Source organism: Mycobacterium sp. ITM-2016-00318 (genome assembly GCF_002968285.2).
Lineage (GTDB): Bacteria > Actinomycetota > Actinomycetes > Mycobacteriales > Mycobacteriaceae > Mycobacterium.
The window spans coordinates 170499-195890 of record NZ_CP134400.1; the positions used below are offsets into that span (position 1 = coordinate 170499).

Below are 25392 nucleotides of genomic sequence, written 5' to 3' on the forward strand. Positions count from 1 at the left end.
TGCTCAGTGCGGTCCGCCGGTGCGGTGTGCCTTGATCTTGGCGAACCGATCCGACAGCCGGCTCATCCGGACCATCAGCGACGCGGGCGGGCTGTTCCTGCCCTCGAGGTAGCCCGCGAGTTCCTCGCCGGGCACGCCGATGCGTGACGCGAACTCCGTCGGCTTCAGGCCGGACCGGCCGACCATCACCCTGATCTGACGGGCGACCTCAGCGCGTTCGTTGGCTTCCAGGTTCTCCCTGGTGCGGGTCAGCACTTCAGACAATGCCTTCGAGACCCCATACGGCCGTGTCGACTCCAACACCTCCTCGACTTGCCGCGCGGTCCTGCCATACGGATCACGCTTGATGGCGGTGACGATTAGCTGCCACACCGTCAGGTCGTCGGTTTCCAGCGCCTCGCGGATCGCGGCCGTCGGCCAGAACTCCACGGGCTTGTCGTCGTTGATCGGATGGCGCGTCCGCATCGGCGCGCCGGTGGGTATCCGTGCGGTCTCGGCATCGGATCGCGCGGCCCGTATCTCGGGAGCCACAGTCACCTCGCCTCCTCCAGCATCGCGACCGCCACTGACAGGCACCGCTCCCTGACCTTGGCCCAATCGGCCTCCGCATCAGGGCCCGACATGGGGATGTCGAACTCATCCGACGGATGCGGATCGGCCAGTCGGCGCACCAGCTGCGTGGCCACCCACTGCTTCCTGGATGGCTCACCACAGTAATACCGATCCATTCCGGCCAGAACCACAGCGGCCGTTTGAGTCTCCATCGAGTCGACCAAATCGGCAAACTCGGCGAAGTCTTTGGTGCTGTTCCGGCACATGATCAGGTAGCTCTTGAGCCGCAGCGTCTCGGCTCCGGTCGGGATCGACAGCCGGTCGCCGGTGGGCAGTTGGACGTTGGTGGTCTCCATCGGGCTGTTGCGCTCGACGGGCGGCCGGTCGGTGTCGGCCTCGGTTTCCAGGGCATCCAGCGCCACCAGCAGCCGTCCGCGCCACATCGTGACGGGATGCATCGGCCGCGGTCCACGCTTCAGCTTCACGGTCCTGCCGTTGTCGGCGCCGGTGGCATGCGGATGTCCGTTGGTGTACCCGTTGAGCGCGTTCACGCAGTCCGAACCGTTGGACGGCAGGCAGCCGCTGAACGCCAGCGGATCGGCGACGGAGATCGTGTGCGGCGCCATGTTCTTGAGTTTGGCCGCCGATTTGACCACGTTGCGGATGTCGATGCCCGATGCGGCCAGCGTCGAGATGTCGTCGGGGATGATGATCAGGTCGCCGATGTCGGCCTTCGGCAGCGGTTTCTCGAAGTCCACCGACGGCAGCAGGCGGTCCAGCCAGCGAGGCAGCCACCAGTTCCATTCGTCGAACATCGCCATCAACGCGGGCACCAGGATCAGCCGCACCACGGTCGCGTCGACGGCGATGGCCACCGCGCACGCCACGCCGAGCTGAGCGACCAGCGGCATACCGGCGAACGCGAAGCCGATGAACACCGCGATCATGATCAGCGCGGCGCTGGTGATCGTGCGCGCGCTGGTGCTCACCCCGTAGGCGACGGCGTCACGGGTGTTGTTGGTCTGCAGGAAGCGCTCGCGGATGCGGGTCAGTAGGAAGATCTCGTAGTCCATCGACAGCCCGAACGTCATCGCCAGTACCAACGGCGGAATCGTGCTGTCCAACGACGAGATCTGCCGGAACCCGAGCTCCTCCAGCCAGCCCCACTGGAAGACGACCACCAGGCTGCCGTAGGCCGCCGCGACCGAGAGCACGGTCATCAGCACGCCCTTGAACGCCAGGAACACCGACCGGATCGACACCAGCAGCATGACGAACGCGATCAGCGCGACGAAGCCGAACACGGCGGGCTGCGTCGCCGAGACGCGGTCGTCGAAGTCCTTGATCAATGCGGTCGGGCCGCCGACGTCGATCGTCGCGTTGTCTCCAACAACCGGCGGCAGTTCGGCCCGCATCCAGTCGACGGACTCGCGAGCGGCCATGTCCTCCGGGTCGACCGACAGCACGGCCGAGACGAGGGCGCTGCGGTAATCGTTGCCGAACACCGCAGGCTGCACGGTGACGACGTTGGGCGCCTGCGACATCCGCTGCTGCACTTCCTGCAGAAGCGGTTCCTTGGCTGGCGCGGAGGCGGAGTTGCCGTCGGGGAAGGTCACCAGCACGCGCACCGGGCCGAGCGCGCCAGGGCCGAGCGCGTCCGCGGCGGCGTTCACGCCACCGCGGATCTCGTGGGTCGGTTCGAACTGCCGTTGCATGCTGTTGCCGAGCACCATCGAGAACGCCGGTGCCGCCATCGCGAGCAGGAGCACCGTCGCGCCGAGCGCCGACACCCAGGGCCTCCGCATCACCGCGCCGGTCCACCGTGTCCAGAATCGCGACTGGGTGGTCTCGGGCCGTCTCGACCAGTGCAGCAGCCAAGACCGCTTCGCCGCCGCGCGGCCGAACGTCGCGAGCACCGCAGGCGTCAGCGTCGTCGACGTCAGCACCGCGACACCCACGGCGAGGATCGCCCCGGTGGCCATCGACACCAGCACCGGGGTGTTGATGAGGTAGATGCCGGTGACCGATGCGATGACGGTCAGACCGGACAGCACGACGGCCAGTCCCGAGGTGGCCATCGCGGCGTCGGCGGCCTGGTCCGGTTCCCGGCCCGCCCGCAGCTCCTCCCGAAACCGCATGAGAATGAACAACGAGTAGTCGATGGCCAGTGCGATCCCGAACATCGACACCGTCGACGTCACGAACACCGACATCGTCGTGTACATCGACAGCAGATAGACCAGACCCATGGTCACCGCGACCGTGCAGATGCCGAGAACGAGCGGCATCGCGGCCGCGGCCAGCGAGCCGAACACGGCGAGCAGGACGACAAGGACGATCGGGAGGTTCCACTGTTCGGCCTGCGCGATGTCGTGTTTGGTGGCCGCCGTCGCCGCCGCACCGAGCGCCCCCTGGCCGATGACGTACAGCTTGACCTTGCCGTCTTGCACTTCGCCCGGCTGATCGCCGTTGATGCCGACCTTCTGACGCAGTTGCTTGGCGACGTCCACCGCGCCGGTGTTGTTGAAGTCCAGCTGCAGCGTCACGACGTAGGGCCGGTCCGGCTGCGGCGGCGGCTGCTGCGGGTTGGGCACCACCTTCACGCTCGGCACCTCGCCTGCGAGCCGTTCCAGGTGCGCGACGGCGGCGTCCATGTCCGCGAACGAGGCGTCGGCGCGCGGTGCCGCGACCAGCGCGAGAGGTGAGGCGCCCTGGTCGGGGAACTGCTCCTCGAGCTCACGCTGGACGTAGAGAGACTGCGACCCGGTCACCTCGAAACCGCCGCCGGTGAGGTGGCCGGACTGATTCATCGCGAGATACACCGCGGGCACGAGGAGAAGTAGCCACACCACGAACACCGCCCAGCGGAATCTGCGCAGGCCACCACTCAAGCGCATCATGAACTGCTGGATGGTCTGTCCCGCTTTCTCCCCGCTCGCGTTACGTAGCGTGAGGATATATCAGCCTGCGCTGGCGCGACGCGGCCTAACTGACGCCTTAACGTGCTCTAACCGGCTCCTTGTGAATTCCCGGGCCTTGCCTGCGGCTGCCTGGCGCCCGGCTTCACCTGCGGGTCGTCGTCGCTGAATTGGTTCGCTTCCGACGGTGATGGCATTATGTCACCTTGGCCGCCACCGCGTCGGGGCCTGTTCGGCACCGATCGCAGCCGTTTGCGAGGCGCACGTCGTCCGCAAAACGTAAGGAGTTGTCTCGTGACACCGACACCTGTGACCGCCCGCCGCGGCCTGTTCGCCGCATTCGCTGTATGTGCCGCAGGCGGCGCGACCGTGTACGCGCTGACTGTGCCGCCGTCCCCGTCGGCAACCGCGGCACCCGATCCGTGCGCGGCCAGCCAGGTCGCCAAGACCGTCGGGTCGGTGGCCAACTCGACGGGGACCTACCTGGACTCCCATCCGCAGACCAACCAGGCGCTGACGAGGATCTCCCAGCAGCAGGGCGGACCGCAGTCGCTCGTCGCACTGAAGACGTACATGGACGCCAACCCGCAGGTCGCCGAGGACATGCAGACGCTGCAGCGGCCGCTGACGGACCTCGCCGGCCAGTGCCAGCTGCCGATCACGATCCCGCAGGTGCTTGGGCTGATGCAGAACGCACAGCAAGGCGGCGGGCTCACCGGCGGTTTGCCAGGCGCGTTGCCCGGCGCTCAGACCGCGGGTGCGCCCGGATCGGCTTTGCCAGCTCAGTCCTCGCCCGCATCGGCGACGGCCCAGGGCACCGGCCCGCTGCCCGGTCCGGCGACCGCCGCCACGCGGTAGCTGACCTGCACCACGCAGGCCAGAAGGCCGCGACGCTGAGCTGGGGTTTTTGATTTTTCTACTATTCGTTTCGCCGCAAGGCAGGAAAGTCGACGGCGATTCTGATTAGCTTTCGGTGGCTGTAACCGCAATGGTTACTGCCACACCTCATTCGATGAAGGAGCCTGTAGATGTTGCTCTCTGCCCGTACGGCGCGGCGTGCGGTAGCTGGCGCGGTTGGAACCGGCGCGCTCGCCGGCGTGATGCTGTTCGGTGCTCTTCCGTCGGCGATCGCCGAGGAGCCCGCCAACTGCACTGCCGCCGATCTGGCCTTCGTGGCCGCAGGCGTTTCGAAGGCGACGTCGGATTATCTGTTCAGCCACCCGGACGTCAACTTCTTCTTCACGAGCCTCGAGGGCAGGAACCGTGACGAGGTGCGTGCCGACGTGGACACCTATATGAACAACAACCCGATGGTCAAGGGCGAGCTGACCGGCATCCGCCAGCCGCTGGTGGACATCAAGAACCGCTGCGGCGACAGCAACGGCGACGGCATCGCTGACACCCAATAACCGGCGTGCGGGCCGGGGGAGAGCCGCCCGCGCAGGAGGGCACCGGTCGAATGGTGCTCATGGTGGACGACGATCCGGACGTCAGGACGTCTGTCGCCCGTGGGCTGCGGCTTTCGGGTTTTGACGTGCGGGTCGCCGCGACCGGCAAAGAGGCACTGCGGCTCCTATCCAACGAGAAGCACGACGCCCTGGTTCTGGACGTGCAGATGCCAGAACTCGACGGCGTCGCGGTGGTCACCGCGCTGCGCGCGCTGGGAAACGACATCCCCATCTGCGTGCTGTCCGCCCGCGACACCGTCAACGACCGCATCGCGGGTCTGGAGGCAGGCGCCGACGACTACCTGACCAAGCCCTTCGATCTCGGTGAACTCGTCGCGCGGCTGCACGCCCTGCTGCGCAGGACGAGTCACGGCGATCAATCCTCGGACACCATGTCGGTCGGTCCGCTGACGATCGACACCGCACGGCGGCTGGTGTTCGTCGACGGTGAGCGGGTCGATCTGACCAAACGTGAATTCGACCTGCTTGCGGTGCTGGCCGAGAATGCGGGGGTGGTGCTCAGTCGCCAGCGGCTGCTTGAACTGGTGTGGGGCTACGACTTCGACGTGGACACCAACGTGGCCGACGTCTTCATCAGCTACCTGCGCCGCAAGCTCGAACGCGAGGAGCTGCCCCGGGTCATTCATACGGTGCGCGGGATCGGCTACGTGTTGCGGGACGAAGCGTAGCGGCGCTTGAGCATGTTGTACCGAGACGAGCAGTGAGTGCGCTGGATCCCGAACATCCGCTCGCCGTCGCTGCGTACCAGGGTCGCCCTCGCCGCCGCGACCGCCGCGGCCGCCGTTGTGGCGGTGTTCACGATCCTGACGTCGGTCGTCCTCGCCAACAACGATGCCGCCCAACTAGATCGGCGCTTGGACGCGATCGTCGAGGCCAGCATGTATCCCGAGCAGCTGTCCGACCCCGGGCAGGGGGTACTGACGACCGGCCGCATGGAGTCGACCGGCCAGGTGGTGTTCCAGCGCGGGCTCCAGCTGCCCCCGCTGCAGCCCGGCACCGCCGACGTCGTGGTGAACGGTGTCGACTACCGGGTACGCACCATTCCCGTCGAGCAGCAGGGCGGCGTGCTGATGTCGATCGGCATCCGCGCCGACAGCATCCTGTTGAGCCGCGCCCGCATCCCGTTCTACGTCGCGGTCGGCCTCGTGACGGTGTTGATCGCCGCGGGTGTCGGGTGGCTGCTGTCCGGCCCGGCCATCCGGCCGCTGCGCAGGCTCACCGAACACACCCGCAGGCTGGGCAAGGGCACCGAGGAGATGCCGAAGGTGCGCGGCGTCCGTGAGGCGGAACAACTTTCGGAGGCGATGACCGGCATGCTCAGCCGGCTCGCCGCGGCGCAGCAATCCACCCAGAACTCGCTTCAGTCCGCACAGGATTTCGCCGCGAACGCCGCACATGAACTGCGCACCCCGCTGACGGCGATGCGGGCCGACCTCGACACCCTGCGAATCCACGACCTGCCCGCAGACGAACTGGCCGAGGTGGTCAACGACCTGTCGAGGGCCCAACGCCGCGTCGAGGCGATCATCACGGCGCTCGGCCAGCTCGCCTCCGGCGAGCTGGCACAGGCGGAGGACCGCGAAATCATCGATGTCACAGACCTTCTCGACAGGGTGGCGCGTGAAAATATGCGGCCGGGAGGGCCGGTGGAGGTGACGGTGGAGGCCGACGAGGACGTCGGCACCATCTGGGGGTGGCCGGGCGGGCTTCGTCTCGCCGTCGACAACCTCGTGCGTAACGCCGTCGCGCACGGACCCGCGACAAGGATTCTGCTGTCGGCCCGTCGGTTGGGCCGCTCCCTCACCATCACCGTCGACGACAACGGCCGCGGCATCCCCGCAGAGGAACACAAGAACGTGCTGGGCCGGTTCACGCGCGGAAGTACCGCTGCATCAGGTGGTTCCGGACTCGGCCTGGCACTGGTTGTCCAACAGGCTGCGCTGCACGGCGGCAGAATCGAGCTCTCCGACAGCCCGCTCGGTGGGCTGCGCGCCACCTTGACGGTGTCGGCGGCCGAGCCACAGCCGGACCGGGGTCAGTCCTGAGCGGACCTGCGCCGCAGAGCGGCAACGGTCACCCGCCAGCCGAGCAGCATCACCGCGGTCGCCGCGCTCGCCACGATGACGAAGCTCATCGCGACACCGGCGGAGGTGGCTTTGCGCAACAGCATTCCGACCACGACAGTGCACAGCCACACCACCACGCCGGTCGGCACCACCGCAGCGGGCTGCCGCCAGGCGCGGCTCAGCAGCCAGCCGACCGCGGTGCCGACGAGAAACGGCCACGCGGTGTCAGCGACGCCCGCCACCGTCAGGCCTTCGGCGTGGCTACGCCGTCCGATGGTGCAGAACAGCAACACACCGACGATGTCGGCGAGCGCAGCGTATGCGCTACTGCGTTTCATAGGTCATCACGTCGAGGACCAGTGGGCTGACCGAGGACTCGTCACGGGCGGTGAACCCGGGCTGCATCGTCGCAGGCTTGCCCTGCAGCAGCGGGTCGAGCGCCTCCTGCGAGACGAGCCGGTTGTCGAGCGAGAACGAGTCGATAAGGAACGGCAGGCCGTCCGACCTCAGCGGATCGGGGGTGCTCATCACATGGAAGTGCAGATGCGGCGCATCGGTGTTGCCCGAATTGCCCAGCGCGGCGATGACCTGACCGGTCGTCAGTTGGTCACCGACCTCGACCTTGAGGCTTCCGGTCTTCAGGTGTGCGTAGAACGCGTAGTTGCCGTCGCCGATGTCCTGCACGATGTGGTTGCCGCCGTACTGCTCGAGCGGCAGGCCGGTCGGGGTCTTCGCCGGGACCTGCTCGGGCAGTCCGTCCAGCACTGCGACCACGGGTCCGTCGGCGACGGCGCGGATGCCCGCACCGAAGTAGGGGTAGCTCTCGAGCTTGCTGACGTCGCCGGTGGTCATCATGCCGTCGGGCTGAAGTTGAACGTAGTCGATGGCGAACCGTTCGGCCGCCCACAGTCCGCCGCTGAGCGGGTTCATTGCGTTGCGGTGAGCGGTCATATCGCAGCAGCTGTTGCCGTCCAACCAGTTCGGGCCGTCCAACGGCGGCGCGATGACGGCAGCCCTGCGGGTCTGCACGGTGACCGGTGCAACCTCCTCCGCCATGCTGGCAGGGAACAGTGGGGGCGACGGCTTCGGGATCGCGACACCGATGGTGTGCACCAGGTCGCCGGGCACCTTCCCGTTCTCGACGGCGACGTCCAGCCACACGACTGCCGCTTGCCCCGGTGCCAGTTTCGTTGTCGGCGTTGGATTTCCGAGCGCGCGGGTCCAGTAGCCGAGTTTGTCGCCTGACAGTGTGAGCAGGCTTTGATCGCCTGCGCGCACCGCCACCGACGTCAGCGTCACCTCCTGCCCGAGCGTGTTCGTCAGCGCAAGCTCGTAGGCGAGATGGGTTTTGCCGTCGGTGGTCGGAGCGGGCACCGGCGCAGACACCACGTGCGCCAGTACCGGTGTTACGGCCACCGGCGCTTCGGGTTTCGAAGGAGCAGGCGCGGGAGCCGACGGCGTCGCGTCCTTCGACTGTTCGGCAGGCGAGCACGCGGCGCCCGCCACGGTGAGCACACCCAGAATCGCGGCGACGGTGCGTGTTCTGGTGTGCATCCAGTGCTCTCCTACGAGTCCGGTCGGGGGTCGTCGAGTGCGGCATCGGGGTCGACGTCCTTCTCGGTGCGGAACATGAAGAAGAACACCACCCACCCGATCGCCGCGATGAAGATCCAGCTGACCAGACGGTAGATCAACATCGCCGAGATCGCCGAGGCCAGCGTCATCCCGCTGGACACCAGACCGGGCACGAGCACCGCCTCCACGACCAGCAATCCGCCGGGCATCAGGGGGATCGATCCCACCGCGCGCGCCGCCGCGTAGGCAACCGTTAGGCCGGCGAGCGACGGCTTGCCGCCTGCGGCGTACGCGGCGAACGCCAGGCACGCCACGTCGGCGATCCAGTTGAACAGCGACCAGCTGAACGCGAGGGTGAGGTCGCGGCGGCTGAGGCTGACCGACTCCAACTGGTGGAGATGCTCGCGCCAGGTGGCCACACCGGTGTCGGCGGGCTTCCCGCGCAACGAGTTGAACCACGACAGCACCTTGACCCCGATGCCGTCGATGAGGTCGGGCCGCGACGCGACGGCCTGCGCCAGCAGTAGCAGCGCGACGAACCCGCCGAGTGTGAAGATAAGCGACAGAGGGTTTTTCGAGGCGCCGAGCATGAAGGCGCCGCCAAGGCCGAGCAATGCCAGCCCGACGACCTGCAGCACGCCGGACATCACCAGCTGCCAGGACGCCACCACCGGCGAGGCGCCCCACATCCGCTGCTGGCGGTACATGAACGTGGCCGAGAGCACCGGGCCGCCCGGCATCGTCGTCGACAGCGCGTTGCCCGCGTAGAACGCGGCCTCCGAGCGCCACTGGTGCACCTCGACGCCTGCCGACCTCAGCAGGGTGCGCTGAATCTGGGCGAAGCTGTGCATGGACGCCATCGCCGCGAGCACCGCGGCGAGCACCCACAGCCACTTGGCCGCGTAGAGGCTGTGAAATGCCTTGGCCAGTTGGTCCCACACAAGGGTGACCTCGACCGTCAACACCACCACCGCGACGCCGATGATCACCCACCGCAGCCACCAGTACTTGCCGCGGGTGGATCCCTCTTGGCTGCGGGCGTCGTTCGCCTGCGCGTCGTGGGACACGCTCTACAGGGTAAAGGTTTGCCCCTCCGACCGGCGGTTACGCTACCGGCATGGCCGCCACTGGATTTGCCGCTTCGGTTCATGATGATGCGGTACCTCCGCTGATCCGCAAGGCGGCGGCGTGGGCCTGGCGCCTGCTGGCGATCATCGCGCTCGCGGTGGCGCTACTGTGGGTGGTGCGGCGCCTCGAGGTCATCGTCGTTCCGGTCGCGCTTGCGTTGATGGTCAGCGCCCTGATGATCCCGGCCGTCGACTTCCTGGACCGCCGCGGCGCACCCCGGGGCGGTGCGGTCGCGCTGGTCCTGCTGACCGGGATGGCCATCGTCGGCGGCGTGCTCGCATTCGTCATCAGCCAGTTCGTCACCGGCGTGCCCGGCCTCGTCGACCAGGTCACCCAGTCGATCGAGAGCACCCGCACCTGGCTGATCGAGGGACCCCTTCACCTGAGCAGGGATCAGATCAACAACGCGGGCAACTCGGCCATCGAGGCGATCCGCAACAACCAGGAGAAGGTGACCAGCGGGGCGCTGTCGACGGCGGCCACCGTAACCGAGATCGTCACGGGCGCCCTGCTCACGCTGTTCACGGTCATCTTCTTCCTGCACGGCGGCCGCAACATCTGGCAGTTCGTCACCAAGATCTTCCCGGAGAACGTCCGCGACCGGGTGCGCGACGCGGGCAGCGCCGGCTTCCACTCCCTGATCGGGTATGTGCGTGCCACGTTTCTGGTGGCCCTGGTCGACGCCATCGGCATCGGCACCGGTCTGGCGATCATGGCGGTCCCGCTTGCGCTTCCGTTGGCGTCGCTGGTCTTCCTCGGTGCGTTCATCCCGTTGATCGGTGCCGTCATCGCCGGCTTCCTCGCCGTCGTCGTCGCGCTGCTCGCCAAGGGGTTCGTCTACGCGCTGATCACGCTGGCGCTCATCATCGCCGTGCAGCAATTGGAAGGCCATGTGCTGCAACCGCTCGTGATGGGCCGGGCGGTGTCGGTGCATCCGCTTGCGGTGGTGCTGGCGATCGCCGCGGGCAGCGTGCTGGCCGGAATCGTCGGCGCGCTTCTGGCCGTGCCGATCGTGGCCTTCCTCAACAGCGCGATCCGGGTGCTTGTCGCCAGCGCGCCCGAAGCCGAAATCGAGGCGCAGAGGGCGGAGAGCGGAAAGGTCATCGAGGCTGAACCCGACGACGTGGGAACCGCCGCCACGAGCTAGTGGTCCACCTAGGGGCTAGTGGCCGCGGCCTTCCCTGCGCAACAGCTCGGCGGCGCTGACACCGCCGTTGACACCGCGACGCGTGCTTTCTTCCTCGGCCTGCTGCGCGGTCAGCTTCTCTGTCGCCTCGGGATCTTGCGGCGCCTGGGCGGGGATCGCGGTCGTCGGATCGGCCCCGCCGTTGGAGGGGCGACTGGTGCGTGGACCCTGCGGCGTGGGAATCGCGGTGGTGGGCTCCGCGCTCGGCTGCTGCGGGGGCTGCCTCGGTACGGGCTTGGCGGCGGCGGGGCCGGTCCCGCGAAGTTCTCCGAGCCAGGACTCGATCTCGCGATCCTCGCGTACCGGCGGCGGCGGGGTCGGGCGTCTGCGCGCAGGGGCGGGATTGGTGTTGTTCACCGGGTTGCGGGGCTTGCGGGCGGCGGCGGGCATCCGCGTGGTCTGCGGCTCGCCCGCCGGGGTGGCCCGCGGCGTGCGCATCCTGGTGGTCCCGGCCACCGACGGAGCATTGGTGGCCGCCGGTGCGGTCGGGATGCGCGTCGTCGCGGCGCTCGGCCGTGACTTGCCCTCGACCGCGGGATGGCTGGGGTCGTGCGGCGGCCTCGGCCGCGGCGGCAGCGGTGCGCCGGCGCCGACCAGCGCCTCGTCCGGCTCGTGGACGGTCGGCCGCTTTCGTTCGTCGGGCAGTTCGGTCTCACCGAGGCCGAGCCGCTCCTGGAGCCGCTTCATCCACTTCGGGGCCCACCAGCAGTCGTCGCCGAGCAGCTTCATCACCGCGGGCACGAGGAACATGCGAATCACGGTGGCGTCCAACAGAAGTGCGATCAGCAGACCGAACGCGAGGTACTTCATCATCACGAGGTCGGAGAACGCGAAGGCGCCCGCGACGACCGCGAGGATCAACGCAGCGCCGGTGATCAGCCGGCCAGTGGTGGCCGTACCGATGCGAATGGCCTCGGCGGTGGACATGCCGCGCTCGCGGGCCTCCACCATGCGCGAGACCAGGAACACCTCGTAGTCGGTGGACAGGCCCCAGATGATCGCGATGATCATGCCGATCATCGGCGCCATCAGCGGCTGCGGCGTGTAGTTCATTAGGTCGGCACCGTGCCCGTCGACGAACATCCACGTGAGCACGCCCATCGTGGAGCCGAGGGTCAGCGCGCTCATCACCGCCGCCTTGATGGGCAGCACGACCGACCCGAACGCCAGGAACATCAGGATGGTGGTGGTGACGATGAGGACGGCGACCATCATCGGCAGCTTGTCGAACAGGCTGTGAATACTGTCCTGCTCCAGCGCGGGCGTGCCGCCGATGGACATGCTGATGCCGTGGGGCGGCGGTATCGCGCGCAGTTCCTCGATCTTCTCGGCGGCGTCGTTGCGGTTCTCCAGACCGTTCTGGATCACATGAACCGACGGGTCCTTGGACGCTCCGTCGAGAAAGGGCCGTTCCTGCCACATCTTCGACGGGTCGTTGTTGGGGTCGATGAAGCCCGGGATCTGCATCGCCTTGTTGCGCACCTCGGCGATCTGCGCATCGGTGACCGGTTGACCGTCGTCGTTTTCCATCACGATGGTCAGCGGCTCGGTGCGGAACCCGGGGAACGTCTTGTCGAACTGCTCCTGCGCCTGGCGCACGTTGTTGTCCGGCGGCAGGTACTTCTCGCTGATGCCGCCGAGCGACAGCTGGCCCAGCGGGATGATCAGCAGGATCATCACGATGATGATCGGCGCGGCGAACGCGATGGGCCGCTTCATCACCCGGTTGACGAGCTTGCCCCAGAAGCCCTGCTCGACCTCTTCGCGCGTCTTGGTCTTCTGCGTCTTCTCGGCGAACCAGTCGATGATCCGCCGGGAGAACGACCAGTTCCGCAGGAACGGCACCCGGAGCAGCGTGCGCACGCCGAGCGCGTCGATATTGGGTCCGACGATGGCGAGCGCACCCGCGAGCACGGTGATCGACAGCAGCGCGGACAGCACGACCGTGGCGATGATCGCGTAGGTGATGGACTTCAGGAAGGTCTGCGGGAACAGCAGCAGCGGAAGCGCCGACGCCACGATGATCACCGCGGAGAACGTGATCGTGCGGCCCGACGTCATCATCGTTCGACGGAGGGCGGCTTCGGTGTCGTAACCCTCGGCGATCTCCTCCCGGAACCGGCTCACGATGTAGAGCCCGAAGTCGATCGCGATGCCGAGCCCGACCAGCGTCACCACCGGTTGGGCGAAGAAGTGCACCGGGATGAACTCGGCCAGCAGACGGATGATGCCAAGGGACCCGGCGATGGTCAGGCCGCCGACGATCATCGGAAGGCTGGCCGCGATGACGCCGCCGAACACGAAGAACAGCACGACCATGACCAGCGGCACACCGAGTAGCTCACCGCGCTGCTGGTCCTCGCCGATGGTGCCGGTCAGCTCGCTGGCCAGCGGCTGCAGGCCGGCTTGCTGGACGTCGACGCCGGGGATGTTCAGCGCTTCGGAGACGGTCGTGCCGTCTTCGCCGACGTTCTTGTTGTAGTTGGTCAGGATCGTGTCGTCGTTGTCACCCTTGAGCTGGATCGACATGAACGCGTGCTGCTTGTCGGCATCGGCCATGTTGGTGAGCACTTCTGGGCTCTTGAAGTAGCCGATCGAGCGCAGGACCTGGTCGGGGTGGTTCTTCTCGACCTCGGCCAGGTTGTCCAGGATCTTCTTCCGGAAGGCCGGATCGTCGACCGTCTTGCCCTCGGGCGCGGTGTAGATCCCGATGATGTGGCCCGACGTGTCGCGGCCATACGCTTTATCCGACACGACAGAGGCATGCACCGACTGGCTGCCCTCGTCGTAGAACCCGCTCTGAGTGACGTGCTGGCCCAGGCTGATGCCGTAGACGCCGCCGCCAAGGCACAGTGCGACCATCACACCGATCACGATGTATCGGTAGCGGAAGACCGTACGGCCCCACCAGGCGAACACCTAAGCTCCTAACTCACAAAGTCTCTATACGCGCCGTGCGCTGGTTCTATTGTTCACACACGCGAGGTCAGTAGCGAGGACAGCGGCCGGAATGGCTGCAGCCAGGCCCCTTGCTCGGGCAGCGAATCTAGGCCGATTCGCGGTAGCGGTTCTCGGAACACACCCGGAATGTCTTCCAGGTCGACGAACTCCAAAGTATCCGAGGCTAGCGCCCAACTCGCATGTTCGCGAAATCCGAGCACCTGAACAGGGGTTCCGGCACGGGCGATGTCCTCCAGCGGCTGACGAAAAGCCTGTCCGTCAGCCGAGGCGACCAGCAGCCCGGCCAGCCCCTCGCCGCGGCGAAGGGCGATGTGATCGAGCATGTCGACGTCGACGTCGCTGTCTTCGTCGATCTTGGGTTTCGCGAAAACCGCGAATCCCACGTTGCGCAGCGCCTCGACCCATGGCCGGACCACGTCGGCGCTGCCGGGGGCGATATTGGTGAAGACGGTGGCCTCGGGCTCGAGCGTCGTGCCGTCGCCATCGGAAGCGTCGTTGTTCCTCGCCTGCGCGGCCGACAAGTCGGCCGTGCGGGCCAGCAGCCAGCGGCCCAGCGCGTCGAACCGGGGCCGGTGTGCGGCGGTCGGGCGGCCGCCGAGGATGGCGCCCAGGCCCATGTCGAGGTTGGGCGCGTCCCACACCAGCAGGACGCGTGACGTGCCCGGCGACACCTTCGGCGCCTCGACGATTTCCTCGGTGATGCTCATGGTCAGCATTTCTCCCAGAGCAGTTCAGCGACCGCACTGTCGGCGTCGTGCGCTTTCGACTCGTATTTGGTGATCGGTCGCGCCACCGAGATGGGCAGCCAGTCTTCTGAACCCTCTCCGCTCCTCGCGTGCGCGGCGTGAACGCGGCGCAACCGGGGTTCGGCGTCGCCGACCTCGGCGATGTGGTCTGCGTAGCCGGCATGGTCGGTCGCGACGTGCAGGACACCGCCGGGCCGCAGCCGGTCGGCGATCAGCGCGACGGTGTCGGGTTGCAGAAGCCTGCGCTTGTGATGGCGGGCCTTGGGCCACGGATCGGGGAAGAACACCCGCACACCGGTCAGCGACCCCGGTCCGAACATGTGCTCCAACACGTCGACTCCGTCGCCGCGGACCAGACGGATGTTGGACACCGGATCCGTTTCGGCCGACCGGTCGATCGCACTGAGCAGCTGCGCCAACCCGCGTCGGTAGACCTCGACGGCCACCACGTCGATATCCGGCTCAGCCTTGGCCATCGCCAATGTCGACGTGCCGGTTCCGCAGCCGATCTCCAGCACCAGCGGCGCCGATCGGCCGAACCACGTCGTGGTGTCGAGCAGCCCCGCGGGCCCGTCCTCGGAGCGCGCGTGCGTACCGAGCTCGGGCCAACGCCGGTCCCACGTCTGCTGCTGAGCGCTGGAGACGGCGGATCGCCGGGACCGGTAGGCCGTGACCCGGGGATGCAGATGCGATGCGGTTCGAGTCATCGCCGCCTCTCGAAGGACGGCAGTCCGACACCCCAGCGCTGCGCGTGCATCCGTCCATGGTCGCGCATCGATGTCCGGGAACCCGCACCGTGGTGCAATTTGATACCCAACAGTTGCCTTCTTTTCGATCCGCCCAAACTCACACGTGGGCGCAAATGTGCGAGCCATCGCCACCCATTCGTCGCTTTCGGCGCGCGGGGCCACCGAAACAAGCGCTCGCGGAGGGGCCGTGGAGATGCCACCATTTGCGGTGGGGGGCAGAAACGTGCGCGAGAAGGCGATAAGGGAAGGCCACGAGATTTTCACCAACGAGCTGACGCGGTTCGCGCGACGCGCAGGTGACGTGCGGATAACGGCGCTCATCGCGCAGCTCCGCGGGCCACTGCGGGTCGCGGTCCTCGGCCGCGACGGGGTGGGGCGTGCAACGGTGGCTGCCGCGCTCGCCGACGCTGGGCTGATCGTCTCCGACGACAACGCCGAGGTGTCGGTCGTGGTGGTGGCCGAGACGCTGAAACCGGAGGACCGGGCGATGCTGGGCGCGGTTCCGTCGCTGCTTGTGCTCAACAAGGCCGACCTCGCAGGCTTCGGCGCGGGCGGCCCGATCGCGGTCGCCGACCGGCGGGCGGCCGAGCTCCAGGCGATGACCGGGGTGCCCACGGTCTCGATGGTGGGCCTGCTGGCCGCCGCCACAGTCGACGAGGAACTGGTCGCGGCACTTCGCGTGCTGACCGTCGAGCCCGTCGATCTGATGTCGGTTGACGGCTTTCTGGCGGCCAACCACAGCCTGGCCCGCGACGTGCGCGAGCGACTGCTGGACACCCTCGACCTGTTCGGCATCGCCCACGGTGTCCTCGCGCTGCGACAGGGCGCCGAAGCCGCGGCGCTGCCCGCCGTGCTTCGTCGGCTCAGCCAGGTCGATCGGGTGATGGCGCGGCTGGCGGCGGTCGGCGCGGAGGCGAGGTACCGGCGGCTGCACGCGGCCCTGGTGACGCTGCGCACGATGGCGGTGGACGGCGCGCCCGGCATGGCCGAGTTCCTGTCCGGCGACGACGCCGTCATTGCGACGATGGCAGCCGCCGTCGACGTGGTGGAGGCAGCGGGCCTGACCGTCGACGACGGCGACGACCCGTCGGCCCATCTGCGGCGCGCTCTGCATTGGCACCGCTACAGCCGGGGACCTGTCAGCCACCTCCACGGGCGTTGCGCAGCGGACATCTGCCGCGGCTCGCTGAGGCTGCTGCAACGGGCGGAAGCGCGGTGACCGACGTCGACCACGCGAGCGACCCGATCGGTGCGGTCGACGCACTTGTCGCGGAGGTCGATCCCGGACTGAGCTCACCGGGTGTGGAGAATCGCGACGTCGTGCTCGTCACCGGGCCGTGGCTGGCCGGTGCGACCGGTGTGATCGCCGCGCTTCGCGACCGGCTGCCCGAGCACCAGTTCGTCGAGGCCGAGGACGTCAGGGCGGCCGACGCGCCGGCAGCGGTGGTTTTTGTGGTGTCGGCGGTGGCACCGATCGCCGAATCCGACTGTGCGCTGGTCGATCTCGCGGCCCAGCACACCGACCTGGTGATCGGCGTGGTGTCGAAGATCGACGTCCATCGAAACTGGCGCGATGTGCTCGCCGAGGACCGGGCGCGGCTCGCCGCACACGCCGAGCGCTACCGCGACGTGCCATGGGTCGGGGTGGCCGCGGTGCCCGATCTCGGTGACCCGAACATCGACGACCTCGTCGACCAGTTGCTGTCGCGTCTCGACGATCCCGATGTCAAGCGGCGAAACAGACTGCGGGCCTGGGAATCTCGGCTGCAAGCGGTGATCTCCCGATACGACAAGGACGGCGCGGGCGCGGACCGTCAGGCGCGGGTGACGGCACTGCGGACGCGACGGGAAACCGTCCTTCGGGAGCGCCGGGTGTCGAAGTCCGAGCGCACCATCGCGCTGCGCAGCCAGCTCCAGCAGGCTCGCGTTCAGCTGTCGTACTTCGCCCGCAACCGCTGCACCTCGGTGCGGACCGAACTGCAGGAGGACGCGTCGTCGATGACGAGGCGCAGGTTGCGCGGCTTCGAAAGCTACGTCGGAACCCGCATCGACGAGGTGGTCGACGAAGTCGAGGCGGGAATCACGCAGCACCTCTCCGACATGGCGACAGAACTCGGCCTCACTCCGCCCGAGCCGCCTGCCTCGTTCTCCCCGCCCGCGTTCGCTCCGCCGCCGCTGGAATCCCGTCGCCTCGAAACCCGGCTGATGATGGTGTTGGGGGCGGGCTTCGGGCTCGGGGTTGCGCTCGGCGTCAGCCGGTTGTTCGCCGGCCTCGCGCCGGAGTTCGCGATCGCCGGGCTGGTCGCGGGCGGCCTGATCGGGCTGTTGCTCACCGCCTGGGTGGTCAGCATGCGCGGTTTGCTGAGTGACCGCACGATGTTGGATCGTTGGGTCGGGGTGGTGATGGGGTTGCTGCAGGGCTCCCTGGAAGGACGTGTCGCCACTCGCATCGTCGCCGCAGAAGCGGAGCTGACCTCCGAGGCGGCCCGGCGCGACGAGGCCGACGTCGAGGTCGCGACGGCCGACGTCGGCGAGATCGACGCCGAACTCCGTGAGCACGCTGTCGCGACAGCACGGGCCGCGGCCCTGCGGGACAGGCGACTGCCGCCCCTGCAGAAGGCGCTTGACACCGTTCGGGCCGAGTTGGGCGACGGCCAACCGCAGTGATCAGGTCTTTCTGAATCGTTCCTGTGAGTGATCGGACATAGATCCGGATGTCGCAGGGTATGTCACCCGCGTTAACCTTGTTAAGAAGGCGATAAGTACCAGTGACGCCAATACTCGCGTCCCGGTGACCACCTACGCAGGAGATTTTCATGACGTCAGCGACCATCCCCGGTCTGGACACCGCACCCACGAAACACGCAGGCCTGCTCGCCTGGGTCCAGGAGGTCGCGGAGCTCACCCAGCCCGATCGGGTGGCGTTCGCCGACGGCTCCGACGAGGAGAACGCGCGGCTTTGCGCGCAGCTCGTCGAGGCAGGCACCTTCCGCAAGCTCGACGAGAGGAAGAAGCCGAACTCCTACCTCGCGCTGTCCGATCCGTCGGACGTCGCCCGCGTGGAATCGCGCACCTACATCTGTACCGAGCGGGAAATCGACGCAGGACCCACCAACAACTGGATGGACCCGGCCGAGATGCGCGAGACCATGACTGAGCTCTACCGCGGCTGCATGCGCGGTCGCACCATGTGGGTGGTGCCGTTCTGTATGGGCCCGCTGGGCGCCGAGGATCCCAAGCTCGGCGTCGAGATCACCGACTCGGAGTACGTCGTGGTGTCGATGCGCACGATGACCCGGATGGGCCAGGCGGCGCTGGACAAGATGGGCACCGACAGCTTCTTCGTCAAGGCGCTGCATTCGATCGGCGCCCCGCTGGAGCCCGGCCAGAAGGACGTGCCGTGGCCCTGCAACGACACCAAGTACATCAGCCATTTCCCCGAGACCCGCGAGATCTGGAGCTACGGCTCGGGCTACGGCGGCAACGCGCTGCTCGGCAAGAAGTGCTACTCGCTGCGCATCGCCTCGGCGATGGCGCACGACGAGGGCTGGCTCGCCGAGCACATGCTGATCCTCAAGCTGATCTCGCCGGAGAACAAGTCCTACTTCGTCGCCGCGGCGTTCCCGTCGGCGTGCGGTAAGACCAACCTCGCGATGCTGCAGCCGACCATCCCCGGCTGGCGCGCCGAGACCGTCGGCGACGACATCGCCTGGATGCGGTTCGGCAAGGACGGCCGCCTCTACGCCGTCAACCCGGAGTTCGGCTTCTTCGGCGTCGCGCCCGGCACCAACTGGAAGTCCAACCCGAACGCGATGAAGACAATCGAAGCGGGCAACACCGTCTTCACCAACGTCGCGCTGACCGACGACAACGACGTGTGGTGGGAGGGCCTGGAAGGCGAACCCGACCATCTGATCGACTGGAAGGGCAACGACTGGCTTCTTCGCGAGACGGAAAGCAAGGCCGCACACCCGAACTCGCGGTACTGCACCCCGATGTCGCAGTGTCCGACGCTGGCCTCGGAGTGGGACGACCCGCAGGGTGTGCCGATCTCGGCGATTCTGTTCGGCGCCCGCCGCAAGACGACGGTGCCGCTGGTGACCGAGGCCCGCGACTGGCAGCACGGTGTCTTCATCGGCGCCACCATGGGTTCGGAGCAGACCGCCGCCGCAGAGGGCAAGGTCGGCACCGTGCGCCGCGACCCGATGGCGATGCTGCCGTTCCTCGGCTACAACGTCGGCGACTACTTCGCCCACTGGATCGAGATCGGTAAGAAGTCCGACGAGTCCAAGATGCCGAAGATCTTCTTCGTCAACTGGTTCCGTCGCGGCGACGACGGGCGCTTCCTGTGGCCAGGCTTCGGTGAGAACAGCCGGGTCATGAAGTGGATCATCGACCGGATCGAGCACAAGGCGGGCGGCCGCACCACACCGATCGGTACCGTGCCGACCGCCGAGGATCTGGATCTCGAGGGCCTCGATGTCGACGCAGCCGACGTGGACGCCGCGTTGGCCGTGAACCCCGAGGAGTGGCGCAAAGAGCTACCCGATATCGAGGAGTGGTTCGAGTTCGTCGGTGAGAAGTTGCCGACCGGCATCAAGGACGAGTTCGACGCGCTGAAGCACCGGCTGGCAGAAGCCGACTAGTACTGCGCTGGAACGCAAAGCCCTCGGGAGACCGGGGGCTTTTGCGTGCTTATGCCGTGGCGACGAAGAAGACGCCGAGGGCGACGATCAGCAGCCCGATCCCGACGCCGACGACGAGGAGAGCGCGCCCACCCGGCTCGTCCACGGTCACCTGGGTCGGGTCGGCGGGGTCGTACCAGACGTCGACGAGATTTCGGTGCACCGGCTTGGAGTGGCCCTGGATCGAAACATGCTCCAGCCATTGGCCATTGGGGCCGGGAAAGCGGACCTTGGTGTGATAGAAGCGTGAGCCTTTCGCGCCGACCTCGACCTCTTGGCCGATCACCGTCGCGGTGACTCTCACCCCGGTGTGCTTGGCGTTCTTGACGCTGCGGTCGCCGAAGATGACCAGCGCCACCATCGCGAGCCCGAAGGCGATGCAGAACAGGCCGCCGAACATCTGCGACAGCCTACTCGGCGCCGACCGAAGGCGATCGGCTCGTGAGAAGACGGAAAAGTACCTGAGATCCTTGCGCTTCGGGCACTTTTGCGTCTGCTGGGCGGCTCAAGCGATCTACCGTTTTCCGCCCTCTTGACACCCGTCAAATTCGCGCATCGTAAAGTGCTGAGCATGCAGATCCGCGAGCATGCGCAAGCGCATGCCGACAAGCCCGCAGTCATCATGTATCCGTCGGGTACGACGGTCACCTTCGGCCAGCTCGAGGCGCGCGCCAACCAGCTCGCGCACGTCTTCCGACGCAACGGGCTGCGGGAAGGTGACGCCGTCGCGATCCTGATGGAGAACAACGAGCACTACCACGCCGTGATGTGGGCGGCGCGCCGCAGCGGGCTCTACTACGTGCCCATCAACACCCACCTGACCGCCGCGGAAGCGGCCTACATCATCGACAACAGCAGCGCCAAGGCGATCATCGGCTCGGCTGCGCTCCGTAAGGTCCTCGAAGGGCTGGCGGCCGAGCTGCCGAACGGTCTTCCCGACGTCTTGATCGCCGCCGACGACGATCTCGACGGATGGCGGCGCTACCCGGAATGCGTTGCAGATGAACCGGATACGCTGATCGACGACGAAATCGAAGGCGACCTGTTGCAGTATTCCTCCGGCACAACCGGACGCCCGAAGGGCATCAAGCGCGACCTGCCGCACGTGCCTCCGTCAGAAGCGCCGGGCATGATGTCGGCGCTGGTGAGCTTCTGGCTGGATCCCGAGGCCATCTACCTGAGCCCGGCACCGCTGTACCACACCGCGCCCTCGGTGTGGTCGATGACGATCCAGTCCGGCGGCATCACGACGGTGGTGATGGACAAGTTCGACGCAGAAGGCTGCCTCGATGCGATCCAGCGCAACAGGGTGACGCATGGCCAGTTCGTCCCCGTGATGTTCACGCGCATGCTGAAACTACCGCAGTCCGTGCGTGATTCGTACGACGTGTCGAGCCTCAAGCGGGTCATGCACGCCGCCGCCCCGTGCCCGGTCGAGATCAAGAAGCAGATGATCGACTGGTGGGGGCCGATCGTCGACGAGTACTACGCCTCCTCCGAGGCCCACGGATCGACGCTGATCACCGCCGACGAATGGCTGACCCATCCCGGATCGGTGGGCCGGCCGATGGGAGGCGCGCTGCACATCCTCGACGAGGACGGCAACGAGTTGCCGCCGGGCCAGGCGGGGGAGATCTACTTCGAGGGTGGCTTCGACTTCGAGTACCTCAACGACCCGGAGAAGACGGCGAAGTCACGCGACAAGCACGGCTGGAAGACCGTCGGCGACATCGGCTACCTCGACGACGACGGCTATCTCTACCTGACCGACCGCCGCCACCACATGATCATCTCGGGCGGGGTGAACATCTATCCGCAAGAGGCCGAGAACATGTTGGTCACCCATCCGAAGGTGATGGACGCCGCGGTGTTCGGGATCCCCGACGACGACATGGGCCAGAGCGTGAAGGGCGTGGTGCAGACCGTCGATGCGGCCGACGCCACCGACGAGTTCGCCGACGAGCTGCTCGGTTGGCTACGCGACCGGTTGGCCCACTACAAATGCCCGCGCTCGATCTCGTTCGAGGCACAGCTGCCGCGCACCGACACCGGGAAGCTCTACAAGCAGGAACTCATCGCGAAGTACTCGTAGGGCAAGCTGTGACGATGCGCGGCGACGAACCCGGCGGACCCTTCTTCGACGACCTGGAGGTCGGGCAGGTCTTCGACTGGGCGCCGTCGATGACGCTGACGGCGGGCGCGGCCGCCGTGCACCAGTCGATCGTCGGTGACCGGCTGCGGCTGGCGCTGGACGCCGACCTCGCGATCGCGGTCACCGGCGCGACCGCGGCGCTCGCGCATCCGCAGCTGGTCTGCGACGTCGCCATCGGACAGACCACGCTGGCCACCCAGCGGGTGAAGGCCAACCTATTCTATCGCGGGCTGGCGTTTCACCGGTTCCCTGTCATCGGCGACACGCTGTTCACCCGCACCCAGGTCGTCGCCCTCAAGCAGAACGCGGCCAGGCCGGGCCGGGCGCCCACGGGCCTCGCCGCGCTGCGGATGACGACGATCGATCAGATCGGCAGGCTGGTGCTCGACTTCCATCGCTGCGCCATGCTGCAGCTGCGCGACGCGGGCGCCGACACCGGCCACGCCGACGACATGTCCGCGATCGGCGTCGACGCGGCGCCCGCGCCCGACCCCACCGCGGGCTGGGACGCAGCCGCTTTCCGCGCCAGGGTGCCGGGGATCCACTTCGACTCCGGGATCGCAGGCATGGTGCTTCACAGTACGGCCGACGTCGTCAGCAGCGCGCCTGAGCTGGCCAGGCTGACGCTCAATATCGCTGCCACCCATCACGATTCCCGTGTAGGCGGGCATCGTCTGGTCTACGGCGGGCACACCATCGGGCTGGCTTTCGCACAGGCGACGCGACTCCTGCCGAACATCGCGACGGTGCTGGGCTGGGAATCGTGCGACCACACCCGCCCGGTATACGAGGGCGACACCGTTCACAGCGAGTTGCATGTCGACGGCGCCGTACCGCTGCCCGACAACCGCGGCGGCGTGCTGAAGTTGCGCTCGCTCGTCTACGCCGCAGGCGATGCCGCCGAGGACCGCCAGGTGCTCGATTGGCGGTTCACCGCACTGCAGTTCTGACCGCTCGCGACAGAGCTACTTCAGCAGCGGATCGCGGGGCAGGCCGAGGATGCGCTCGGCGATGGTGTTGCGGGTGATCTCCGATGTGCCGCCCGCGATCGTCATCGCCCGGCCGCCCATGTAGGTGCGGATCAGCTTCTGGTTGCCGCCGACGACCGCAGCCGAGCCCGCCAGCTCGATGCCCAATTCGGTCAGGTGCTGGCCCGACTCCGCCACCAGCAGCTTGGTCACGTTGCCCTCGGGACCCGGTTCGGCGCCCGCAATCGCCCGGCTTGCGCGCCGCAGGTTGAGCAGCCGCAGCGTGTGCAGTTCGGCGATCACCTCGCCCGCGCGACGCACGTGCTGAGCGGCGACGTCGGACGGCGCGCTGTCCAGCAACTTGACGAGATCGTCTGCGTCGAAACCGATCTGGCCACCGGAGCCGCCGCCGATCGAGACACGCTCATTGCCGAGAGTGGCCCTGGCCACCAGCCAACCCTTGTTCACGTCGCCGACCACGTCCTCGTCCGGCACGAAGACATCGTCGAAGAAGACCTCGTTGAAGTGGGCGTCGCCGGTCAGCCCGCGCAGCGGATTCACCGTCACCCCGTCGGCTTTCATATCGATCGCCATCATCGTCACACCGGCGTGCTTGGGCGCGTCGGGATCGGTGCGCACCGTCGCGAGCCCCCACTGGCAATGCTGAGCGAGGCTCGTCCACACCTTCTGCCCGGTGACCCGCCAGCCGCCGTCCACCTTCTTGGCGGCCGTACGCACCGCCGCGGCATCAGAGCCGGCGCCCGGTTCGGAGAACAACTGGCACCACATCACCTCGCCGCGCAGCACGGGCTCGACCCAGCGCTCACGCTGGTCATCGGTGCCGGCCTGCGCGATGGTGAGTGCGACCCAGCCCGTGATGCCCATGTCGGCGCGCTCGACGTCGGCGAACTCCTCTTCGATCACCAACTGCTCGAGCACATCTGCCGCCCGACCCCACGGCTTGGGCCAGTGCGGCGCCAGGTATCCGGAGTCGACGAGGAAGTCACGCTGCTTGTCCTCGGGCAGCGATCGCACCTGCGCGGCGGCCTCGGCGGCCTGACGGCGGTGCTCTTCTGCCGCCGCAGGAAGCATGAACGACGCACCGTGCGCCTGCCCGCTGCGCTTGCCGTCGACGACCTCCAACAGCGGGTCGACGCCGTCGCCGATCAGCGCTGCCAGCGTGCGCGCCCGGCGGAGATAGAGATGCGCATCGTGTTCCCAAGTGAAACCGATACCGCCGTGCAGCTGAATGTTGTTCTGCGCGTTGAAGACCTGCGCCCGGATCGCGTGCGATGCCGCCACCGCGGCGGGGAACCAGGCGCTGTCCAGGTCGTCGGCGCGGGCCGCGTCCCAGACCGCGGCCGTGGTCTGCTCCGCGTTGACGAGCATGTTGGCGGCGTGGTGCTTGACGGCCTGGAAGGTGCCGATGGTCCTGCCGAACTGCTCTCGCACCTTCGCGTAGTCCACCGCCATCTCGAGGGTGGCCCATGCGACACCGACGGCCTCAGCGGACGCCAGAATCCGGAACGCCGTGCGGGCCCGGCGCGCGGCGCCGCGCAACACCTTGTCCGCGTCGACCGTCACGCCGCGCAGCGCCACCGCCGCGATGCTGCGTGAGGTGTCGAGCGGTTCTAGTGCGGTGACCGTGACGCCTTCGGTGGCGGCGTCGACGACGACCACGTCGTCGCCCGCGATCAGAACGAGGATGTCGGCGTCCGACGCACCAAGCACCGCGGGGGCCTCGCCCGTGACATCGAGATCCGTGCCGACGACGATGCTGCCCGCCGTTCCGAGCGCGCCGACCGTCGACCCGTCCACCAGCCCGGGGAGCAGTTGAGCGCGAAGCGAGTCGGAGCCACACCTGTCGATCACCAGCGAAGCCGCCACGGTCGGCAGAAACGGGCCTGGGCTCAATTCACGGCCCTGGGCCTCGAGCACCACGGCCAGCTCAGCGGGCCCGAACCCCGACCCGCCGTGTTCCTCGGCGACAGCAAGGCCGAGCCAGCCCTGCTCGGCCGCCGCCTGCCACACGTTCTCAGGGTGCGACGGGCCGCCCTCTAGCGTGGCGCGCGCCGCTGCTCTGGTCGACAATCGTGTCAATTGGCCGATCGCCGCATCCGCGAGGTCGGAGTGTTCGTCGATGATGGCCAGTGCTGACTTGCTCACGTTGGAAGTCCTTTGCCGTTGACAGGTGTCAGAAGTAAGTTAATCCGCATTCTGGCAGGCGCGATATTGTG

At 67.5% G+C, this 25392-nt stretch carries 19 protein-coding genes and 1 pseudogene; 10 read left to right on the plus strand and 10 right to left on the minus strand.

Annotated features, from left to right (window positions below):
* Positions 1 to 3: 3 nt before the first annotated feature.
* A complete protein-coding gene (locus C6A82_RS00870) occupies positions 4 to 537 on the minus strand; it encodes an XRE family transcriptional regulator (protein WP_396836762.1) in 534 nt (177 codons plus the stop codon).
* On the minus strand, positions 534 to 3452 hold the full coding sequence (locus C6A82_RS00875) for an MMPL family transporter (RefSeq protein ID WP_105343855.1): 2919 nt from the start codon (positions 3450 to 3452) through the stop codon (positions 534 to 536). Before C6A82_RS00875 ends, C6A82_RS00870 begins: the two co-directional genes overlap by 4 nt.
* Before the next feature lie 312 nt (positions 3453 to 3764).
* Here C6A82_RS00875 and C6A82_RS00880 point away from each other — a divergent pair, with 312 nt between their 5' ends.
* From C6A82_RS00880 to C6A82_RS00895, 4 genes are all read left to right on the plus strand, one after another.
* Positions 3765 to 4328 carry a hemophore gene (locus C6A82_RS00880; RefSeq protein ID WP_233216854.1) on the plus strand — a complete coding sequence of 188 codons (564 nt, stop codon included), beginning with the start codon at positions 3765 to 3767 and terminating at the stop codon, positions 4326 to 4328.
* Positions 4329 to 4498: 170 nt separating this feature from the next.
* Positions 4499 to 4879: a heme-binding protein gene (locus C6A82_RS00885; protein ID WP_105343851.1), complete on the plus strand. Its 381-nt coding sequence runs from the start codon at positions 4499 to 4501 to the stop codon at positions 4877 to 4879.
* Between the two features lie 50 nt (positions 4880 to 4929).
* Positions 4930 to 5607, plus strand: a complete 678-nt coding sequence (locus C6A82_RS00890) for a response regulator transcription factor (protein WP_199193681.1) — start codon at positions 4930 to 4932, stop codon at positions 5605 to 5607.
* Positions 5608 to 5643: 36 nt separating this feature from the next.
* Positions 5644 to 6984 (plus strand): HAMP domain-containing sensor histidine kinase, encoded by a 1341-nt coding sequence (locus C6A82_RS00895; protein ID WP_105343847.1) that lies wholly within the window; start codon positions 5644 to 5646, stop codon positions 6982 to 6984.
* Here the strand turns inward: C6A82_RS00895 and C6A82_RS00900 are convergent.
* From C6A82_RS00900 to C6A82_RS00910, 3 genes and pseudogenes are all read right to left on the minus strand, one after another.
* Entirely contained in the window at positions 6975 to 7343 is a 369-nt protein-coding gene (locus C6A82_RS00900) for a DUF3054 domain-containing protein (RefSeq protein ID WP_105343846.1), read from the minus strand. The genes C6A82_RS00895 and C6A82_RS00900 overlap by 10 nt on opposite strands.
* On the minus strand, positions 7330 to 8559 hold the full coding sequence (locus C6A82_RS00905) for a M23 family metallopeptidase (RefSeq protein WP_105343844.1): 1230 nt from the start codon (positions 8557 to 8559) through the stop codon (positions 7330 to 7332). The genes C6A82_RS00900 and C6A82_RS00905 overlap by 14 nt, the downstream gene beginning before the upstream one ends.
* A gap of 21 nt (positions 8560 to 8580) precedes the next feature.
* A pseudogene (locus C6A82_RS00910) lies at positions 8581 to 9647 on the minus strand (YbhN family protein); the annotation flags it as partial.
* A 50-nt stretch (positions 9648 to 9697) separates the two neighbouring features.
* Here C6A82_RS00910 and C6A82_RS00915 point away from each other — a divergent pair.
* A complete protein-coding gene (locus C6A82_RS00915; RefSeq protein ID WP_105343840.1) occupies positions 9698 to 10855 on the plus strand; it encodes an AI-2E family transporter in 1158 nt (385 codons plus the stop codon).
* A 15-nt stretch (positions 10856 to 10870) separates the two neighbouring features.
* Here C6A82_RS00915 and C6A82_RS00920 read toward each other — a convergent pair whose 3' ends face one another.
* The 3 genes from C6A82_RS00920 to trmB are packed head-to-tail and all read right to left on the minus strand — an operon-like array spanning position 10871 to position 15308.
* Complete coding sequence (locus C6A82_RS00920; RefSeq protein WP_311101598.1) at positions 10871 to 13813, minus strand: MMPL family transporter; 2943 nt, start codon at positions 13811 to 13813, stop codon at positions 10871 to 10873.
* Positions 13814 to 13866: 53 nt separating this feature from the next.
* Entirely contained in the window at positions 13867 to 14562 is a 696-nt protein-coding gene (locus tag C6A82_RS00925) for an NYN domain-containing protein (protein ID WP_199193721.1), read from the minus strand.
* Positions 14563 to 14564: 2 nt separating this feature from the next.
* The gene (gene trmB / locus C6A82_RS00930; protein ID WP_105344593.1) at positions 14565 to 15308 is read right to left on the minus strand and encodes a tRNA (guanosine(46)-N7)-methyltransferase TrmB; all 744 of its coding nucleotides are present in this window, start codon (positions 15306 to 15308) and stop codon (positions 14565 to 14567) included.
* A 235-nt stretch (positions 15309 to 15543) separates the two neighbouring features.
* On the opposite strand from trmB, the gene C6A82_RS00935 reads away from it, so the two are divergent.
* The 3 genes from C6A82_RS00935 to C6A82_RS00945 all read left to right on the plus strand — a co-directional run bounded on the left by C6A82_RS00935 (position 15544) and on the right by C6A82_RS00945 (position 19996).
* Complete coding sequence (locus tag C6A82_RS00935; RefSeq protein WP_396836763.1) at positions 15544 to 16569, plus strand: hypothetical protein; 1026 nt, start codon at positions 15544 to 15546, stop codon at positions 16567 to 16569.
* Positions 16566 to 18017: a hypothetical protein gene (locus C6A82_RS00940; protein ID WP_105344595.1), complete on the plus strand. Its 1452-nt coding sequence runs from the start codon at positions 16566 to 16568 to the stop codon at positions 18015 to 18017. The genes C6A82_RS00935 and C6A82_RS00940 overlap by 4 nt, the downstream gene beginning before the upstream one ends.
* A gap of 149 nt (positions 18018 to 18166) precedes the next feature.
* Positions 18167 to 19996, plus strand: coding sequence for a phosphoenolpyruvate carboxykinase (GTP) (locus C6A82_RS00945; protein WP_105344597.1), 1830 nt, complete (start codon positions 18167 to 18169; stop codon positions 19994 to 19996).
* Between the two features lie 49 nt (positions 19997 to 20045).
* On the opposite strand, the gene C6A82_RS00950 is transcribed toward C6A82_RS00945, so the two are convergent.
* Positions 20046 to 20435, minus strand: a complete 390-nt coding sequence (locus C6A82_RS00950; protein WP_105344598.1) for a DUF3592 domain-containing protein — start codon at positions 20433 to 20435, stop codon at positions 20046 to 20048.
* A 171-nt stretch (positions 20436 to 20606) separates the two neighbouring features.
* On the opposite strand from C6A82_RS00950, the gene fadD4 reads away from it, so the two are divergent.
* Positions 20607 to 22127 carry a fatty-acid--CoA ligase FadD4 gene (fadD4, locus tag C6A82_RS00955; RefSeq protein WP_105344608.1) on the plus strand — a complete coding sequence of 507 codons (1521 nt, stop codon included), beginning with the start codon at positions 20607 to 20609 and terminating at the stop codon, positions 22125 to 22127.
* Positions 22128 to 22141: 14 nt separating this feature from the next.
* Positions 22142 to 23137, plus strand: coding sequence for a MaoC family dehydratase (locus tag C6A82_RS00960; RefSeq protein WP_105344610.1), 996 nt, complete (start codon positions 22142 to 22144; stop codon positions 23135 to 23137).
* A 15-nt stretch (positions 23138 to 23152) separates the two neighbouring features.
* Here C6A82_RS00960 and C6A82_RS00965 read toward each other — a convergent pair whose 3' ends face one another.
* On the minus strand, positions 23153 to 25321 hold the full coding sequence (locus C6A82_RS00965; RefSeq protein ID WP_105344600.1) for an acyl-CoA dehydrogenase: 2169 nt from the start codon (positions 25319 to 25321) through the stop codon (positions 23153 to 23155).
* Positions 25322 to 25392 lie beyond the last annotated feature (71 nt).

Bases quoted from the DNA above. Each gene is read 5' to 3' on its own strand.
- C6A82_RS00900 (WP_105343846.1), bottom strand. From the start codon at position 7,343: ATGAAACGCAGTAGCGCATACGCTGCGCTCGCCGACATCGTCGGTGTG.
- C6A82_RS00885 (WP_105343851.1), top strand. From the start codon at position 4,499: ATGTTGCTCTCTGCCCGTACGGCGCGGCGTGCGGTAGCTGGCGCGGTT.
- C6A82_RS00945 (WP_105344597.1), top strand. From the start codon at position 18,167: ATGACGTCAGCGACCATCCCCGGTCTGGACACCGCACCCACGAAACAC.
- C6A82_RS00875 (WP_105343855.1), bottom strand. From the start codon at position 3,452: ATGATGCGCTTGAGTGGTGGCCTGCGCAGATTCCGCTGGGCGGTGTTC.
- C6A82_RS00935 (WP_396836763.1), top strand. From the start codon at position 15,544: ATGCCACCATTTGCGGTGGGGGGCAGAAACGTGCGCGAGAAGGCGATA.
- C6A82_RS00950 (WP_105344598.1), bottom strand. From the start codon at position 20,435: ATGTTCGGCGGCCTGTTCTGCATCGCCTTCGGGCTCGCGATGGTGGCG.
- fadD4 (WP_105344608.1), top strand. From the start codon at position 20,607: ATGCAGATCCGCGAGCATGCGCAAGCGCATGCCGACAAGCCCGCAGTC.
- C6A82_RS00905 (WP_105343844.1), bottom strand. From the start codon at position 8,559: ATGCACACCAGAACACGCACCGTCGCCGCGATTCTGGGTGTGCTCACC.
- C6A82_RS00915 (WP_105343840.1), top strand. From the start codon at position 9,698: ATGGCCGCCACTGGATTTGCCGCTTCGGTTCATGATGATGCGGTACCT.
- trmB (WP_105344593.1), bottom strand. From the start codon at position 15,308: ATGACTCGAACCGCATCGCATCTGCATCCCCGGGTCACGGCCTACCGG.
- C6A82_RS00890 (WP_199193681.1), top strand. From the start codon at position 4,930: ATGGTGCTCATGGTGGACGACGATCCGGACGTCAGGACGTCTGTCGCC.
- C6A82_RS00925 (WP_199193721.1), bottom strand. From the start codon at position 14,562: ATGAGCATCACCGAGGAAATCGTCGAGGCGCCGAAGGTGTCGCCGGGC.
- C6A82_RS00960 (WP_105344610.1), top strand. From the start codon at position 22,142: ATGCGCGGCGACGAACCCGGCGGACCCTTCTTCGACGACCTGGAGGTC.